The sequence below is a fragment of the Streptomyces avicenniae genome, assembly GCF_000719135.1.
In the GTDB taxonomy this organism is placed as follows: Bacteria; Actinomycetota; Actinomycetes; order Streptomycetales; family Streptomycetaceae; genus Streptomyces; species Streptomyces avicenniae.
Window position 1 is genome coordinate 311,308 of record NZ_JOEK01000012.1, and the last position, 16,068, is coordinate 327,375.

The following is a 16,068-nucleotide window of genomic DNA, read 5'->3' on the forward strand; positions in this document are numbered from 1 at the left end:
GGGATGTCCTGTCACCTTATGCAAGGCGGGCCGGGCTGTGCGAAGTTCCGGGTTGTCAGCGGGGCGGTCCACAATGGTCCGCACGTGAACCCGTCCACCCGTACGAAGGAGCCAGCGCCGCGATGGCCCGCCGAAGTTCGAAGACCCCGCCGCCGGAGGAGTTCGAGGAGCGCATCCTCGACATCGACGTCGTCGATGAGATGCGGGGCTCCTTCCTGGAGTACGCCTACTCGGTGATCTACTCGCGGGCGCTGCCCGACGCGCGGGACGGGCTCAAGCCGGTGCACCGCCGCATCCTCTACCAGATGCACGAGATGGGGCTGCGCCCCGAGCGCGGCTACGTCAAGTGCGCCCGCGTCGTGGGCGAGGTGATGGGCAAGCTGCACCCGCACGGCGACTCCGCCATCTACGACGCGCTGGTGCGGATGGCGCAGCCGTTCTCCATGCGGCTCCCCCTGGTGGACGGCCACGGCAACTTCGGTTCGCTCGGCAACGACGACCCGCCCGCCGCCATGCGGTACACCGAGTGCCGTTCCGCCCCGGCCGCCGGGCTGATGGTGGACTCGATCGACGAGGACACCGTCGATTTCACGGCCAACTACGACGGCAGCGAGCAGGAGCCCCTCGCCCTGCCCGCCGCGTACCCCAACCTCCTGGTGAACGGGTCGAGCGGCATCGCCGTCGGCATGGCCACGAACATGCCGCCGCACAACCTGGTCGAGGTCGTCGCCGCCGCCCGGCACCTCATCCGCCACCCGAACGCCGACCTCGCGGCGCTCATGCGGCACGTCCCAGGACCCGACCTGCCCACCGGCGGCCAGGTCGTCGGGCTCGACGGCATCCGCGACGCGTACGCGACCGGCCGCGGCGTCTTCCGGATGCGGGCGACGGTGGCGGTCGAGAAGGTCACCGCGAGGCGGCAGGGCCTGGTCGTCACGGAGCTGCCCTTCACCGTCGGCCCCGAGAAGGTCGTCGGGAAGATCAAGGACCTGGTCAACTCCAAGCGCCTCCAGGGCATCGCGGACGTCAAGGACCTCACCGACCGCGAGCACGGCCTGCGGCTGGTCATCGAGGTGAAGAACGGCTTCAACCCGGAGGCCGTCCTCGCCCAGCTCTACAAGCTGACGCCGATGGAGGAGACCTTCGGCATCAACAACGTGGCGCTCGTGGACGGGCAGCCGCTGACGCTCGGTCTGCGCGAGCTGCTCCAGGTCTACGTCGATCACCGGCTGGAGGTCGTCCGCAGACGCAGCGAGTTCCGCCGGACGAAGCGGCGCGACCGGCTGCACCTCGTCGAGGGCCTGCTGGTGGCGCTGCTGGACATCGACGAGGTCATCCGGCTGATCAGGTCGAGCGACAACGCGGCGGCGGCCAAGGAGGCCCTGATCGGCCACTTCGGCCTGTCGGAGATCCAGACGCAGTACATCCTGGACACGCCCCTGCGCCGCCTCACCCGCTTCGACCGCATCGAGCTGGAGGCGGAGCGCGACCGGCTCACCGGCGAGATCGAGGAGCTGACCCGCATCCTCGACTCGGACGCCGAGCTGCGCAAGCTCGTCTCGAACGAACTGGCCCAGGTCGCCAAGAAGTACGGCACCCCGCGCCGTACCGTCCTGGCCGAGGCGGACGGCGCCCCGGTGGACGTCGTGCCGCTCCAGGTCTCCGACGACCCGTGCCGGGTGCTGCTGTCCTCGACGGGGCTGCTGGCCCGTACGGGCGACGCCGCCGGGGACGACGAGCCGCGCGCCAGGCGCACCAAGCACGACGTCGTCGTGTCCGCCGTGCAGACCACGACCCGGGCCGACATCGGCGCCGTCACCTCGGAGGGCCGCCTGCTGCGGCTCCAGGTGGTGGACCTGCCGCAGCTCCCGCAGACCCCGGCCATGCCGAACCTCGCGGGCGGCGCGCAGCTGTCGGAGTTCCTCTCGCTGCGGCAGGGCGAGACGGTCGTCTGCCTGACGACGCTGGCCGAGTCGTCCCCGGGGCTCGCGATCGGCACCGAGCAGGGCGTCGTGAAGCGTGTGGTGCCCGACTACCCGGCGAACAAGGACGAGCTGGAGGTCATCGCGCTGCGCGAGGGCGACCGTGTCGTCGGCGCCGTCGAGCTGCGCACGGGCGAGGAGGACCTGGTGTTCATCACCAGCGACGCCCAACTGCTGCGCTACCAGGCGTCGCAGGTCAGGCCGCAGGGGCGGCAGGCGGGCGGCATGGCGGGCGTGAAGCTGGCGGACGAGGTGCGGGTGCTCTCGTTCACGGCGGTCGATCCGGGCCGCGCCGCCGTGGTGTTCACCGTCGCGGGCGGCAGCGGGACGCTGGACGACTCGCTGGGCTCGGCGAAGCTGACGCCGTTCGACCAGTACCCGCGCAAGGGGCGGGCGACCGGCGGCGTGCGCTGCCAGCGGTTCCTGAAGGGCGAGGAGGAGCTGACGTTCGCCTGGGCCGGCCACGCGCCCGCGCGGGCCGCGACGGCGACCGGCGCGCCGGTCCCGCTGCCGGAGCCCGACCCGCGCCGGGACGGTTCCGGCGTGCCGCTCGGGAAGGTCGTGGCGGTGGTCGCGGGCCCGGCCTGATCAGTGGTTCACCGCGGCCCGTACGCCGCCGCCTCCTCCGGGAGGTCGGCGTACGGGCCGCCGGGTTCCTCCTGTTCGGTCGGCCGCTCCACGAAGCGCAGGACCTCGTCGATGCCCGCGCGGGCCGCGGCCGGGCCGTCCGGCCGGTCCGCGACGCAGGCGGCGAGCGCGGCGCGCAGGGCGTCCGTGTCCAGGCCAGCGCCGATGAGGACGAGCCGGGTCGTGTCCGCCCCGGCCGCCGCGCCTGGCGCCGGGTGGAACCGCAGGAAGCGGCCGACGGCGTGCAGCGCGTACCGCTCGTCGCCCGGGGCGCCGCCGAACGCGACGAAGCCCTTCATCCGGTAGAGCCCGGCGGGCCGGGTGTCGAGGAAGCGCATGAATGGCCCGGGTTCGAGCGGCCCTGCGCACGCGAAGGCGACGCTGTCGTAAGCCGTGTGCGCGTGGTCGTCCTCCTCGGCGGCGAGCAGGTCGGCGAACGACAGCTGCCGTGCGCGCGGCCCTCCGTCCGTCCCCGCCCCGGCCCCGGCCTCCCGGTCGAGGAGCAGCCCGGGGTCGATCCTGCCGTGCTCCGCCGCGACGACGGGTGTCCCGCCGCCCGCCTCCCGTAGCGCGGCCAGCAGTTCGGCCCGCCGCGCGGCGTCCACGCGGTCGGTCTTGTTCAGGACCAGCAGATCGGCGAACCCGGGGTACGGCGCGCGCTCCGCCTCCGCGGCGTCCACGACGTGCACGAGCCCGCCGTAGAGGACGCGCGGCTGACCGCTCGCGAGGACCATCCTGACGAGCGCGGCCGGTTCCGCGAGGCCGCTCGCCTCCACCACGACCAGGTCGATCCCGAGCGCCGGGTCGGTGAGCCGCGCGAGCGCCGCGTCGAGGTCCTCGGTGTCCACGGCGCAGCACAGGCAGCCGTTGCCGAACGAGGCCATGGCGTCCACCTGGCCGTCCACCAGCAGGGCGTCCACCGGGATGCTGCCGAAGTCGTTGACGACCGCGCCGATCCGCAGGCCCGCCCGGTTCCTGAGCAGGTGGTTGAGCAACGTGGTCTTCCCGCTGCCCAGATGACCGGTGAGGACGACGACGGGGACGTGGCTGGTCGGCATGGCATCAGAGTCTAGGGTGCGTCTTCACAGGGGGTGTCCGGCCGCTCGCGGCGTCCGGTGCGTGCGAGCGCAAGGCGCCGGATCGTCCTTGTACCGGGCGTACCAGGGCGATGCGGCAACGCAGCGAGCGTGCGTGCCAGGCGCCGTGAACAGGGCGACCCCTGTGAAGACGGGCCCTGGGCGCTCCCGCCGACACGGCGGCACCCCCGGCGGCGCGCGAGGAACGCGCCGCCGGGGGTGCCTCAGGGGTGCCGGTCGCCGTGGCGTGCCGGGTCAGGAGCGGTAGATCTCGATCTCGCTGAGCTGTCCTGCGGGCCAGCCGGTGTTGCCGGTGAACGTGAGCTGGAGGTAGCGCACGGACGTGCCGCCCGGCAGGGCCTGGGAGACCTGGTTCCCGCTCGCCGGGTTGAAGGCGTAGCCGCGCTGCGTGACGAGGTCGCGCAGGCCGCCGGTGGTGTCGCCGCCGCGTACGGTCACGGTCTGCGTACGGCTTCCCCAGTCGGCGGACGGGGGCAGCCGCAGCACGACCCGTCCGACCTGGGTGGAGGCACCCAGGTCCACGGTCAGCGTCTGCGGGAACGCGTTGTTGCGGCTCTCCCAGTACGTGGACGCGTTGCCGTCCACGGCGCGGGACCCGTCGTACACCTCGGTCTGGCTGCTGACGGTGACCGGGCGGCGCAGCGCGAGGTTGCGGTCAGGGTCCGGCGGCTCGGGCTGCTGGCCCGGCTGCGGCCAGCTGCCGCAGTCGTTCCAGGAGCTGGTCCAGCCGGAGTTGCCGCCGCCGTCGTTGATCTGGAACGGCGCGATGTTCGTCGGGTACGGGCAGTTGTAGCGCCCGGCCACGCCGACGCCCGTCGCGGTGACGTTGCGGAACGTCGCCGAGCCGGTGGTCTCCGCCTGGACGACGACGGTGCCCACGTTGCGCACGGTGGCCCCGTCGATCGTGACGTTGCTCGCCCCGAGGCCCTGACCGCTGCCCGAGACGAACTGGAACGCGCTGTACGGGCTGTCCTGGATCGTCGTGTTCGTGATCTGGACGCTGGAGGTGATGGCGTGGTTGTAGGGATCGACCCGGATGGCGGACATCGGGTGGTTCCAGTTGGGGTTCATCGCGCCCGTGCGCACCAGGGTGTTGCCGTCCACCCGGGTGGTGCCCGCGAGGGGGAAGAACGGCTGCATGAACGCCTGGTTGGAGATGGCGATGCCGCTGCCGAGGGCGTTGGTGTCCTGGATGTAGTTGCCCCGGACGGTGATGTTCTCGCCGCCGTAGATGGCGATGCCGTTGGCGAGGTTGGGCTGGATGATCGTGTTGTTCTCGAAGGTCGAGTTGCGGTTGATCGCGGGCAGCGACCACATGGCGAGCGCGTCGTCACCGGTGTTGCGCAGGTAGTTGTTGCGCACGACGATGCCGCTGGCGCTGCCGTTGAGGTTCAGCCCGTCGGCGGCCATGTCGAGGATGCGGTTGTTCTCGACGACGAGGCCGTTGTTCGAGCCCGTGAGCCACAGGCCGACCTTGAGGTGCTGGAGCCACATGCCGGAGACGGACGAGTTCGCGCCCAGCGTGCCGTTGACGAAGTTGTCCGGGTTGCTGTCCACGCGCTCGGTCACGTCGCCGATGACCGAGAAGTCACGGATGTGGACGTTGCCCGGCGAGCTGCCCTGGTTGATGAAGCGCGACGAGCGCACCACCGAGTGCCAGGCACCGGCGCCGCGCAGGGTGACGTTCTCGACGTAGATCGGCTGGGTCAGCCGGTAGGTGCCCGGCGGGATCCAGACGGTGCCGCCGCGGCCCTCGGCCACGGCCTGCATGAACGCCTGCGTCGAGTCGGCCTGCCCGGTGGGGTCGGCGCCCCGGCTGGTGACGCTGAGGGAACCGGCCGGCTGCTGCGCCGCCGCCGCGACCTGCTCGAACGAGGCGGTGTCGATGACGTAGGGGCCGGCGTTGTCCCCCGAGTCCACCTGCACGGTGACGGTCGCGCCCGCGGGCAGGTTCTGCCCGAGGAGCAGCCGGGAGTGGGCGAAGAAGTGGTGCGTCCTCGCGCCCGCGATCCACGGGGCGTCGTAGTACAGGTGGCGCGAGGTGGTCTGGAGGCGCTGGCTGACGCGCTGACCGTTGGCGTACACGGACAGGGTGCCGCTGGCACCGTCGGGGACGTTGTACGCGACGGTCACGGCGTTGGCCGGGGCCGTCAGGGTGAACTGGACGCGCTGCCCGGACGCGATCCGTACGGCCCGGCGGCCCGAGGCCTCCGAGGCGACGGTGCCCTGGGTGTAGTCGGGGCCGATGACGGTGCCGGTGTGGCTGGCGGCCTCGGCCTCCTGGGTGGTGAACGGCAGGCTGGCACCGGCCAGGGGGGAGACGTCCGCCACCTCGGCGGTCGGCTCCGGTGACTCGTCGCCGTACGCCGGCGCGGCGATCCCGAGCGTGCTCAGGACGGCCGCACAGGCGGAGACGGCGAGCGCCGCGCGCAGCCGCTTACGCGGCCACGCTCGTGTTGCGCCCATGTCGTTCCCTTCTATGGGGGTGGGGGAAGGGCAGGCGCTCCGGCGTCGGAGTGGTTCAGTTCCGCAGCCAGACCGCCGTGTCCGGCGGCAGCAGGCCCCCCTCGTCCAGGGGGTCGCTGCTGAGCAGGACGGCTGTGTGGGCGGGGAGCGGGACGGGCTCCGCCGCCAGGTTGACCGCGCAGACCAGGCCGTCGGGGCGTGCGAACAGCAGCAGGCCCTCCGGGGCGTCGAGCCAGGTCAGCCCGGACGTGTCGTCGCCCTGGAGTTCCCGGCGCAGGCGCAGCGCGGTGCGGTAGAGGTTGAGCATGGAGCCGGGGTCGGCGTCCTGCGCCTCGACGGTGTACGCGGCCCAGTCGGTGGGCTGCGGCAGCCAGGTGTCGGCGCCGCCGAAGCCGTAGGGCGGCTCCGTGCCCTCCCAGGGGAGGGGGACGCGGCAGCCGTCACGGCCCGGGTCCACGCCGCCGGAGCGCTCGTGCATCGGGTCGGTGATGCGGTCGCGGGGGATGTCGGCCTCGGGCAGGCCGCGTTCCTCGCCCTGGTAGAGGTAGACGGCCCCTGGCAGGGCGAGCGTCAGCAGCGCGGCGGCGCGTGCCCGGCGGATGCCGAGCGGGATGTCGCTCGCCGTGCCGAAGCGCTTGCTGGCGAAGGAGAAGCCGGTGTCCTCCGCGCGGCCGTAGCGGGTGACCGTGCGGGTGATGTCGTGGTTGCACAGCACCCAGGTCGCGGGGGCGCCGACGTCCGCGTGCGAGGCGAGCGTGGTGTCGATCGACTCGCGCAGCAGCGCCGGGTCCCACGGGCAGGACATCAGGCTGAAGTTGAACGCGGTGTGCAGTTCGTCGTTGCGCAGGTAGCGGGCGAAGCGTTCCGCGTCGGGCAGCCACAGCTCGCCGATGAGCACACCGTCGTACTCGTTCGCGATGGCGCGCCAGGAGCGGTAGATGTCGTGCAGTTCGTCCCGGTCCACGAAGGGGTGGGGGTCCTTGCCGACCTCGAAGTCGGGCAGTTCCGGGTCCTTCGCGAGCAGGGCGGCCGAGTCGATCCTGACACCGGCGGCGCCGCGGTCGAACCAGAAGCGGAGGATGTCCTCGTGCTCCTGGCGGACCTGCGGGTGGGCCCAGTTGACGTCGGGCTGCCCCGGGGTGAAGAGGTGGAGGTACCAGTCCCCCGGGGTCCCGTCCGGGTCCGTGGTCCGCGTCCACGGCACGCCGCCGAACTCGCCGCGCCAGTTGTTCGGCGGCTCCGAGCCGTCCGGGCCGCGCCCGGGGCGGAAGTGGAACAGCTCCCGCTCCGGGCTGCCGGGCGGCGACGCGAGCGCCGCCTTGAACCACGGGTGTTCGTCCGAGATGTGGTTCGGCACGACGTCCACGATGGTGCGCAGGCCGAGCTGCCGTGCCTCGGCGATCAGCTTCTCCGCCTCGGCCAGCGTGCCGAACGCCGGGTCGATGGCGCGGTAGTCCGCCACGTCGTAGCCGCCGTCCACGAGCGGTGAGACGTACCAGGGCGTGAACCACAGCGCCTCGACGCCGAGCCCGGCGAGGTAGGGCAGCCGGGCCCTGACTCCGGCGAGATCACCGGTGCCGTCGCCGTCCCCGTCGGCGAAGCTTCGTGGGTACACCTGGTAGATGGCGGCGGACCGCCACCATGCGGTGGGGTTGTGCGGCACGAAATGTCCTTTCCGGTACTCAGCCCTTGAGGCTGCCCGCGGTGAGGCCGGCGAGAATATGGCGCTGGAAGATCAGGAAGATCACCACGAGGGGAATGCTGGCGAGGACGAGTCCCGCGGTCAGCAGGTTCAGGGACGTGGTGTCGGCGATCCGCTGCAGGTAGACGGTGATGGGCTGCTGGGCCGGGTCGGGCAGCACGACGAGCGGCCAGATGAAGTCACGCCAGAGCGCGGTGATGGACAGGATGGACACGACGGCGACGATCGGCCGCGACAGCGGCAGGATGATGCGCCGGAAGGTGGTGAACGCGCTGGCCCCGTCGATGCGCGCGGCGTCGAGGAGTTCGTCGGGTATCTGGTCGAAGAAGTTCTTCAGGACGTAGATGTTGAACGCGTTCGCCGCCGCCGGGAGCCAGACGGCCGCCGGGTTGTTGATCAGGCTGGTCCCGAAGATCGGCAGGTCGGAGACCGTCAGGTAGCTCGGCACCAGCAGCGCGGTGGCGGGCATCATCAGCGTCACCAGCATCAGGCCGAGGACGGCCCCGCCGAAGCGCGGTCGCAGCTTGGACAGCGCGTAGGCGGCGGGCAGCTGGATCGCGAGGCTGAGCAGCCACGCGCCGCCGATGAGGACCAGCGTGTTGCCGAAGTACCTGGCGAGGTCCAGCTCGTTCCAGGCATCCCCGTAATTCTGCGGATGCCATTCCTCGGGTATGTAGGTGGGAGGTGTCCTGGCCAGCTCGGGGGAGCTCTTCATGCCGCCGGTGATCATCCAGTAGAGCGGGATGATGAAGGCGACGGTGAACGCCAGGAGCGCGACGCCGAGCACGGACCAGTAGACGATTCTGCCGCGGGTTGTCCGGAGAACCGCGGGCCGCACGAGAGTACGCATGTCGGCTCCTTCAGATCTGCCGGCTGCGGGTGACCCGCAGGTAAGCGGCGGAGAAGACGGCGAGGACCAGCAGCAGCAACAGGCTCATGGCGCTGGCCGCGCCGAAGTTGTTGTACTGGAAGGCGTAGCGGTAGACGAGGAGCATCACCGTGACGGTGGAGTCCTGCGGACCGCCCCCGGTCATCACGAACGGTTCGGTGAACACCTGCATCGTCGCGATCACCTGCATCAGCAGCAGCATGAGGATGACGAACCGCGTCTGCGGGATGGTCACGTGCCACAGCCGTTTGAAGATGCCGGCGCCGTCCAGTTCCGCCGACTCGTACAGCTCGCCGGGGATGGTCTGGAGCGCCGCGAGGTAGATCAGCGTCGCGCTGCCCATGTTGGCCCAGGTCGAGACGATGACCAGGGCGATCAGGGAGGTGTCCGGGGAGTTGATCCACTCGGAGGTGGGCAGACCGACGGTGCCGAGCACCTCGTTGATCAGCCCACCGTCCGGCTGGTAGAACCATCGCCACATCAACGCCACCACGACGGGCGGGAGCATCACCGGCAGGTACACCAGGACGCGGAAGTACGCCCGCACATGGCGGAACTCGTTGATGAGCACCGCCGTGACGAAGGGGACGCCGAAGCCGAGGACCAGCGCGTACAGCGAGAAGAGGGCGCTGTTCCGCCATGCCGTGGCGAACAGCGGGTCGTCGAAGATGTACTGGAAGTTCTCCAGCCCGACCCAGCTGGACCCACGGACGAAGTTCACCTCCTGGAAGCTCAGGACCACGTTCCTGATGGCCGGCCACCAGGCGAAGAAGGCGAAGACGACGAGGGCCGCGCAGAGGAACCCGTAGGCGGTGAGGTCCTGCTTCAGCAGGCGCCACCGTGCGGCGGGCAGCTGCCCGCCCTCGCGGCGCCCGCCCGGGAGCTTGTCCCGGAGCCGGCGCCGCTCGGCGGGTACTTTCTCCACCGAGCGGCGGCGCCGTGCGGGAACTTTGTCCGTCACCCGGCGGCGTGATGTGGGGGCGGCCATGTCAGAGGGCGTCGTAGATCCGGTTGACGCCCGTCTCCGCCTCGTCGAGGAGGGCACCGATGTCGGCGTTCTCATCGGTCAGCACGCCCTGCACGACGTTGTCGAGGAGCGCGTAGACCTCCTGGGCCGACGGCGGCTCGATCTGGCCCGGGATGGTGGGCGCGGCGTCCATGAAGGGGGCGACGTTCTCGATCGGGACGTTGGCGTTCGCTTCCTTCAGCGCCTCGACGCTGTCGCGGGTCGGGCCGTCGATCCAGATGTCGGGGGTGGGAGGCATCGGCAGGCCGACCGGCTGGTCGTCCGCCAGGCGGTCCTGGATGCGGCGCTCGGTCTCGTCCGGGTTGACGAAGCGCCACTGGAGCCAGGTCAGCGCGGCCTCGATCTGCTCGGGGGAGGCGTCGGCGTTGATCATGTAGCCCTCACCGCCGATCAGGGTGCCCTGACCGCCCGGGATGGGGCCGAGACCCAGGTTCTCGTACGTGCCTTCGTACTGGCGCACGATGCTGGGGATGTTGTCGGGGGCCGCGACGTACATGCCGAGCTGACCGGCGCCCATCGCGATCATCAGGTCCTCGCAGGACCGCATCTGGTCGCCGCCCATCGAGTTGTCCTCCCAGCGCATGGCCTGGAGGTTCTCGAGGAGGGCGGTGGTCTCAGGGGTGTTGAAGGCGGCCTGCCAGCTGTCGCCCTCCTGCGTGGCGACCTGGCCACCGGTGGAGTAGATCTCGCTGGTCAGGTGCCAGCCACCGGTGTTCTCGATGGCGCACTCGCCGTAGCCGGTGACGCCGCCGCCCAGCTCCGCGATGGCGGCGGAGGCGGTGCGGACCTCCTCCCAGGTGGTGGGAGGCGTGTTCGGGTCGAGACCCGCCTGCTCGAAGAGGTCGCGGTTGTAGAGGAGGCCCATCGAGTAGTTGGCCGTGGGTATGCCGTACTGGCGGCCTTCCGCGTCCTGGAAGACCTGGTTCAGCTCGGGCTTGACCTGGTCGAGGTACTCAACGTCATCGAGGTAGTCGGTGATGTCAGCGGCGTAACCCTGCTCGATCAGACGGGCCGGGTCGGTGAAGTAGACATAGAAGACGTCCTCCAGCTCGCCACTGGCGATTTTGGTGTTGAACGTCTCGGGCTCCATGAAGCCTTCATGGGGGACGATGTCGATATCGGGGTGGGCGTCCTCGAAGGCGGCGACCTCTGCCTCGAAGATGGCGAGCTCCCGGGCATCGGTCCCGGGCGGCTGGCCGTTGATGTCGAGCTGGATTCTGCCGTCCTCGCTCCCACCGCCGTCGTCGTCCGACGAACAGGCGGCGAGCGTGAGAGCGAGAACGGCCGTGGTGGCGAGAGCGACGCGGCGACGGTGCGCGCTGCGTGTCATGGATGACCCCTTCGTCAGCATGGCCTGGAGTGGCGCACACTCAACCACCGGGATCACGGAAGCGCAAGATCCTGCGTGTAGATTGAAAAATATCGACGCCGAGTTGTCACCTAACGAGGACAGGGCCGGTTGATTCACGTACGACGAGCTCAGGCTCGAACAAGAGTTCGTCACGGGGGACGTCCCGGCCGCCGAACTGCGCGACCAGCACCTCCACCGCCGCGCGGCCCATCGCCTCGATCGGCTGGCGCACCGTGCTCAGGGGCGGAGACGTGCTGGTCATGAGCGCGGAGTCGTCGAATCCGACCACCGACAGATCCTCCGGCACGGACAGCCCGCGCCGCCGCGCGGCACGCACCGCGCCGAGCGCGATGACGTCGCTCGCGCAGATGACGCCGGTGACCCCGCGCTCCAGCAGGGTGGCCGTCGCCGCCTGCCCGCCTTCCAGCGTGTACATGGCACGCGCCACCCGCTCGTCGGGCAGTTCGGCACCCCCCGCCGCGGCAGCCGCGCGGGCCGCCGCGAGCTTGCGCTGCGACGGGATGTGGTCCTCGGGACCGAGCACCACCCCGATGCGCTCGTGCCCCAGCGAGACGAGGTGGCGCCACGCCTGCTCGACGGCCACGGCGTCGTCGCACGAGACCCGCGGGAAGGGCAGGCCCGGTACCGACGCGTTGATCAGCACCACGGGCAGCCGCCGTTCGGCGAGCAGCCGGTAGTGGTCGTGCGAGGCGGTGGCCTGCGCGTACAGGCCACCGGCGAAGACGACGCCGGAGACCTGCTGCTGGAGCAGCAGGTCCACGTAGTCGGTCTCCTTGATGCCGCCGGGCGTTTGCGTGCACAGCACCGGCACCAGGCCGCGCTGCGCCAGCACCCCGCCGAGCACCTCGGCGAAGGCCGGGAAGATCGGGTTCTGCAGTTCGGGGAGCACGAGGCCGACCAGTCGGCCGCGCTCACCCCGGAGTTGGGTCGGTCGTTCGTACCCCAGCACGTCGAGCGCCGTGAGCACCGCCTGCCGGGTTGCCTCCGAGACGCCGGGCTTGCCGTTCAGGACCCGGCTTACGGTGGCCTCGCTGACCCCCACCTTTTGCGCCACTTGGGCAAGTCGTCGTGTCATAACCGCAACTCTAACGCAAGTAACGCAAGTGAATTGCGTGCACTGTCCAGGAACGGGCGTAACCAGCCGACTCCTTGAGGAGAGGTTAGGCTCACCTGGGTGAGCACGTGCACCACCCTGTCCCGGGAACGGGAAGAACCCCTCGCCGGCACCGCCGCCACCGCCAGGACCTGGCTCCTCGTCGAACAGCCGGGGCCCTGGGGCCCGAAAGCCCTGACCGGCAGCCGGCTCGACCCCGGCGTGGGCGCCGCCCTGGAGGCCGCCGCGGTCGGCACCGGCGTCCGTGTGGCGCTCATCAGGCGCCCCGGCCGCCAGGACTCCCCCGCCGGGCATGCGAGTTCGAACGGTGACGCCGCCACCCCGCCCACCCGCCGCGTGCTGCTGGCGCACACCCTCCCGGGCCGCGCCTGGGTCCGCACCCTCTCCGTGTCCGACCCCCGCGCCCTGCTCGACCTCGACCTCACCGCGCTCGGCGCCGGGCGGCACGACGCGACCGGCGCCGCGTACGACGGCGCCCCCCTGACCCTGGTGTGCACCAACGGGCGGCGCGACCGCTGCTGCGCGCTCCTCGGCCGTCCCCTCGCGGCCGAGCTGCTGTCGGCCGGCGGCAGCGACGTCTGGGAGATCAGCCACATCGGCGGCCACCGCTTCTCCCCGACGCTCCTGGTCCTGCCGCACGGGTACGCGTACGGCCGCATGGACGCGGTCGCCGTCAAGGAGGTCGTCACCGCGCTGCACGAGGGCCGCGTGACCACCGACCGGTGCCGCGGCAGATCCGCCTGGGACCGTCCTGGACAGGCGGCCGAGCTGGCGGTCAGGTCCCTGACCGGCGAGACCCACGCCGACGCCCTCACGGTCGCCCCCACGGCGGACGTCCCCGGCACACGCCACGGCCGCACCGTGCTCGTCACCCACCGCGACGGCCGCCGCTGGTCGGTGTCCCTGAGCGACGCCCCGGCGGGCCCTCCGGCGCCCGCGAGCTGCGGCGCGGCGCCCACGCCCCAGCCCAGGCCCGCCGTGCGCCGCGTCACCGCCCTGCCCCGCTGAGCCGGACCGTCAGGTGTCGATCCGGGACCGGTCGAGCGTGGCCGCCGAGCTGGCGATGAACTCGCGGCGCGGCGCGACCTCGTTCCCCATGAGCAGGCTGAACGCTTCCTCCGCCGCCTCCAGGTCGCTGATGTTGATCCGCCGCAGGGTGCGCCTGCGCGGGTCCATCGTGGTCTCGGCGAGCTGGTCGGCGTCCATCTCGCCGAGGCCCTTGTACCGCTGGATGGAGTCCTTGTACCGCACCCCGCGCCGTTCGAGGTCCAGCAGCGTCTCGCGCAGCTCGCTGTCCGAGTAGGTGTAGACGTACTTGTCCTGTCCCTTCCGCGGATTGCTCAGCTCGATCCGGTGCAGCGGCGGGACGGCGGAGAAGACGCGGCCCTGCTCGACCATGGGCCGCATGTAGCGCTGGAACAGGGTCAGCAGCAGACAGCGGATGTGCGCGCCGTCCACGTCGGCGTCCGCCAGGAAGATGACCCGGCCGTAGCGCGCCTGGTCGATGTCGAACGTCCGCCCGGACCCGGCTCCTATCACCTGGATGATGGCGCCGCACTCCGCGTTCTTCAGCATGTCGGAGACGGACGACTTCTGGACGTTGAGGATCTTGCCCCGGATCGGCAGCAGCGCCTGGAACTCGGAGTTCCGCGCCAGCTTGGCCGTGCCGAGCGCGCTGTCGCCCTCCACGATGAACAGCTCGCTGCGCTCCACGTCGTCGCTGCGGCAGTCCGCCAGCTTGGCGGGCAGCGCGGACGACTCCAGGGCCGTCTTACGGCGCTGGGCCTCCTTGTGCTGACGCGCGGCGATGCGGGTACGGGCCGACGCGACGGCCTTCTCCAGCACGGCGCGGGCCTGCTGCTTCGCGTCACGCCGGGTGGAGGTGAGGAAGTCCTTCAGCTCCTTCCCCACCACCTGCGCGACGATCCGCGACGCGGCCGACGTGCCCAGGACCTCCTTCGTCTGGCCCTCGAACTGCGGCTCGGCCAGCCGGACGGTCACCACCGCCGTCAGCCCCTCCAGGGCGTCGTCCTTGACGATGTCGTCCTCGGCGACCCGCAGCAGCTTCGTGGCGCGGAGCACCTCGTTCATGGTGCGGGTGACGGCCCGCTCGAACCCCGTGACGTGCGTGCCGCCCTTGGGGGTGGCGATGATGTTCACGAAGGACTTGAGCGTCGTGTCGTAGCCGGTGCCCCAGCGCATGGCGACGTCCACGTCGAGGTCGCGTCTGACCTCGGTCGGGATCATGTGGCCCCGCTCGTCGAGCACCGGGACCGTCTCCTTGAAGGAGCCCTGGCCGCTCAGCCGCAGCACGTCGCAGATGGGCCGGTCCTGGGCCAGGTACTCGCAGAACTCGCTGATGCCCCCGTCGTAGCGGAAGACCTCCTCGGTCGGCTCCGCGCCGTCCGTCCCCCGTTCGTCGCGCACGGTGAGCGTGAGCCCCGGGACGAGGAACGCGGTCTGCCGGGCGCGGGCGTAGAGGGTGTCGAGCGAGAGGCGCGCGTCCCGCAGGAAGATCTGCCGGTCGGCCCAGTAGCGGACACGGGTGCCGGTGCGCGCCTTCGGGATCTTCCGGCTCCGCACCAGCCCGCCCGCCGGCTCGAACGGGGCCTCGGCCCCGAGCCGCGTGAAGGTGCCGGGGGTGCCGCGGCGGAAGCTGATCGCGTGCGTGTGACCGGCGCGGTCCACCTCCACGTCCAGCCGCGCGGAGAGCGCGTTCACGACGGAGGCGCCGACGCCGTGCAGGCCGCCGGAGGCCGCGTACGAGCCGCCGCCGAACTTGCCGCCCGCGTGCAGCTTGGTCATGACGACCTCGACGCCCGACAGGCCGGTCTTCGGCTCGATGTCCACCGGGATGCCGCGGCCGTTGTCCCTGACCTCGACGGAGCCGTCGGCATGGAGGAGGACGTGGATGGCGTCGCAGTGCCCGCCCAGCGCCTCGTCCACGGCGTTGTCGATGATCTCCCAGAGGCAGTGCATGAGCCCACGGCTGTCGGTGGACCCGATGTACATCCCGGGGCGCTTGCGCACCGCCTCCAGGCCCTCCAGGACGAGCAGGTGCCGCGCGGTGTAGTTACCGTCGGCGTCGGGCCCGTTCAGCAGTGCAGTGGATGGCACGGACGTGTCGGCGGTCACGCAGTTCGCTCCTCGCTGAATCCAAATGGGGTGGCAGTCGCCGCTCAGAGGGTACCGAGGCCTTGTAGGGCGGCTGCGCGGCTCCCCGGAAGAGAGCAAGGGTAGCCCAGGGTCGCTCACGTGTTCGATAACTCGTCCGGGTGACGTGTACATCACGTTCCCAACGAGGCATGAACCCTTTAGGCTCCGGGCACGTCCTTCTGAACGAAGGAGCGCCCCGGAACCCCGAGGCAGCCGGAACAACGACCACTCGACATGCGTTAACGAAGCACCAACCGCACATACGGCTCATTCGCCGCCACCGGGCAGCGTTCGGCCTCAGGAGAATTTTTTCCTGGGAAAGCCGCGAGCGGGAACGTTCTCGGCCTGGTTGGATGTTGTCCCTGGTACGACAGCTCGTCGAGCTAGAGAAGAGGCGACGTGACTACTGTTCTGACCCCCGCGACCCCGCTGACGGCTGGGGACCGCTGCGATCGCTGTGGTGCCCAGGCGTATCTCCGCGTGGTCCTCACCACCGGCGGAGAGCTGCTCTTCTGCGCCCATCACGGTCGCAAGTTCGAGCCCGAGCTCAAGAAGATCGCCGCGGAAATACAGGACGAGACGGAGAAGCTCACCGCGACTCCTGCCTCCGCGAACGACGACGAACGTTGATCAGCT

Annotated in this window: 11 protein-coding genes; 3 read left to right on the plus strand and 8 right to left on the minus strand. The window is 70.8% G+C overall.

Translation table 11 applies throughout. The features are described 5' to 3' along the window. The first annotated feature begins 122 nt into the window (after positions 1 to 122). On the plus strand, positions 123 to 2,570 hold the full coding sequence (locus IF27_RS21720; protein ID WP_052851363.1) for a DNA gyrase/topoisomerase IV subunit A: 2,448 nt from the start codon (positions 123 to 125) through the stop codon (positions 2,568 to 2,570). 8 nt (positions 2,571 to 2,578) lie between these two features. Here the strand turns inward: IF27_RS21720 and IF27_RS21725 are convergent, their stop codons facing one another. The 7 genes from IF27_RS21725 to IF27_RS21755 all read right to left on the minus strand — a co-directional run bounded on the left by IF27_RS21725 (position 2,579) and on the right by IF27_RS21755 (position 12,237). Next, positions 2,579 to 3,667: a CobW family GTP-binding protein gene (locus tag IF27_RS21725; RefSeq protein WP_052851364.1), complete on the minus strand. Its 1,089-nt coding sequence runs from the start codon at positions 3,665 to 3,667 to the stop codon at positions 2,579 to 2,581. A gap of 273 nt (positions 3,668 to 3,940) precedes the next feature. Next, a complete protein-coding gene (locus IF27_RS21730; protein ID WP_052851365.1) occupies positions 3,941 to 6,172 on the minus strand; it encodes a glycosyl hydrolase family 28-related protein in 2,232 nt (743 codons plus the stop codon). Between the two features lie 55 nt (positions 6,173 to 6,227). Then, the gene (locus tag IF27_RS21735) at positions 6,228 to 7,835 is read right to left on the minus strand and encodes a glycoside hydrolase family 13 protein (protein ID WP_052851366.1); all 1,608 of its coding nucleotides are present in this window, start codon (positions 7,833 to 7,835) and stop codon (positions 6,228 to 6,230) included. 19 nt (positions 7,836 to 7,854) lie between these two features. Continuing rightward, a complete protein-coding gene (locus tag IF27_RS21740; RefSeq protein WP_052851367.1) occupies positions 7,855 to 8,724 on the minus strand; it encodes a carbohydrate ABC transporter permease in 870 nt (289 codons plus the stop codon). Between the two features lie 10 nt (positions 8,725 to 8,734). Then, positions 8,735 to 9,751 carry a carbohydrate ABC transporter permease gene (locus tag IF27_RS21745; protein WP_110946120.1) on the minus strand — a complete coding sequence of 339 codons (1,017 nt, stop codon included), beginning with the start codon at positions 9,749 to 9,751 and terminating at the stop codon, positions 8,735 to 8,737. Position 9,752: 1 nt separating this feature from the next. After that, entirely contained in the window at positions 9,753 to 11,120 is a 1,368-nt protein-coding gene (locus IF27_RS21750; RefSeq protein ID WP_052851368.1) for an ABC transporter substrate-binding protein, read from the minus strand. Positions 11,121 to 11,226: 106 nt separating this feature from the next. Beyond that, positions 11,227 to 12,237, minus strand: coding sequence for a LacI family DNA-binding transcriptional regulator (locus IF27_RS21755; protein ID WP_052851369.1), 1,011 nt, complete (start codon positions 12,235 to 12,237; stop codon positions 11,227 to 11,229). A 99-nt stretch (positions 12,238 to 12,336) separates the two neighbouring features. Here IF27_RS21755 and IF27_RS21760 point away from each other — a divergent pair, with 99 nt between their 5' ends. Further along, the gene (locus IF27_RS21760) at positions 12,337 to 13,284 is read left to right on the plus strand and encodes a sucrase ferredoxin (RefSeq protein WP_052851370.1); all 948 of its coding nucleotides are present in this window, start codon (positions 12,337 to 12,339) and stop codon (positions 13,282 to 13,284) included. A gap of 9 nt (positions 13,285 to 13,293) precedes the next feature. On the opposite strand, the gene IF27_RS21765 is transcribed toward IF27_RS21760, so the two are convergent. After that, on the minus strand, positions 13,294 to 15,411 hold the full coding sequence (locus IF27_RS21765; RefSeq protein ID WP_052851371.1) for a DNA gyrase/topoisomerase IV subunit B: 2,118 nt from the start codon (positions 15,409 to 15,411) through the stop codon (positions 13,294 to 13,296). 420 nt (positions 15,412 to 15,831) lie between these two features. On the opposite strand from IF27_RS21765, the gene IF27_RS21770 reads away from it, so the two are divergent. Then, positions 15,832 to 16,062, plus strand: coding sequence for a DUF7455 domain-containing protein (locus IF27_RS21770; RefSeq protein WP_052851372.1), 231 nt, complete (start codon positions 15,832 to 15,834; stop codon positions 16,060 to 16,062). The last annotated feature ends 6 nt before the right edge of the window (positions 16,063 to 16,068 follow it).

What these genes read in the sequence shown, in the direction of transcription:
- IF27_RS21745 (WP_110946120.1), bottom strand. Translation starts at nt 9,751, where the DNA reads ATGGCCGCCCCCACATCACGCCGCCGGGTGACGGACAAAGTTCCCGCA.
- IF27_RS21725 (WP_052851364.1), bottom strand. Translation starts at nt 3,667, where the DNA reads ATGCCGACCAGCCACGTCCCCGTCGTCGTCCTCACCGGTCATCTGGGC.
- IF27_RS21720 (WP_052851363.1), top strand. Translation starts at nt 123, where the DNA reads ATGGCCCGCCGAAGTTCGAAGACCCCGCCGCCGGAGGAGTTCGAGGAG.
- IF27_RS21755 (WP_052851369.1), bottom strand. Translation starts at nt 12,237, where the DNA reads ATGACACGACGACTTGCCCAAGTGGCGCAAAAGGTGGGGGTCAGCGAG.
- IF27_RS21750 (WP_052851368.1), bottom strand. Translation starts at nt 11,120, where the DNA reads ATGACACGCAGCGCGCACCGTCGCCGCGTCGCTCTCGCCACCACGGCC.
- IF27_RS21740 (WP_052851367.1), bottom strand. Translation starts at nt 8,724, where the DNA reads ATGCGTACTCTCGTGCGGCCCGCGGTTCTCCGGACAACCCGCGGCAGA.
- IF27_RS21730 (WP_052851365.1), bottom strand. Translation starts at nt 6,172, where the DNA reads ATGGGCGCAACACGAGCGTGGCCGCGTAAGCGGCTGCGCGCGGCGCTC.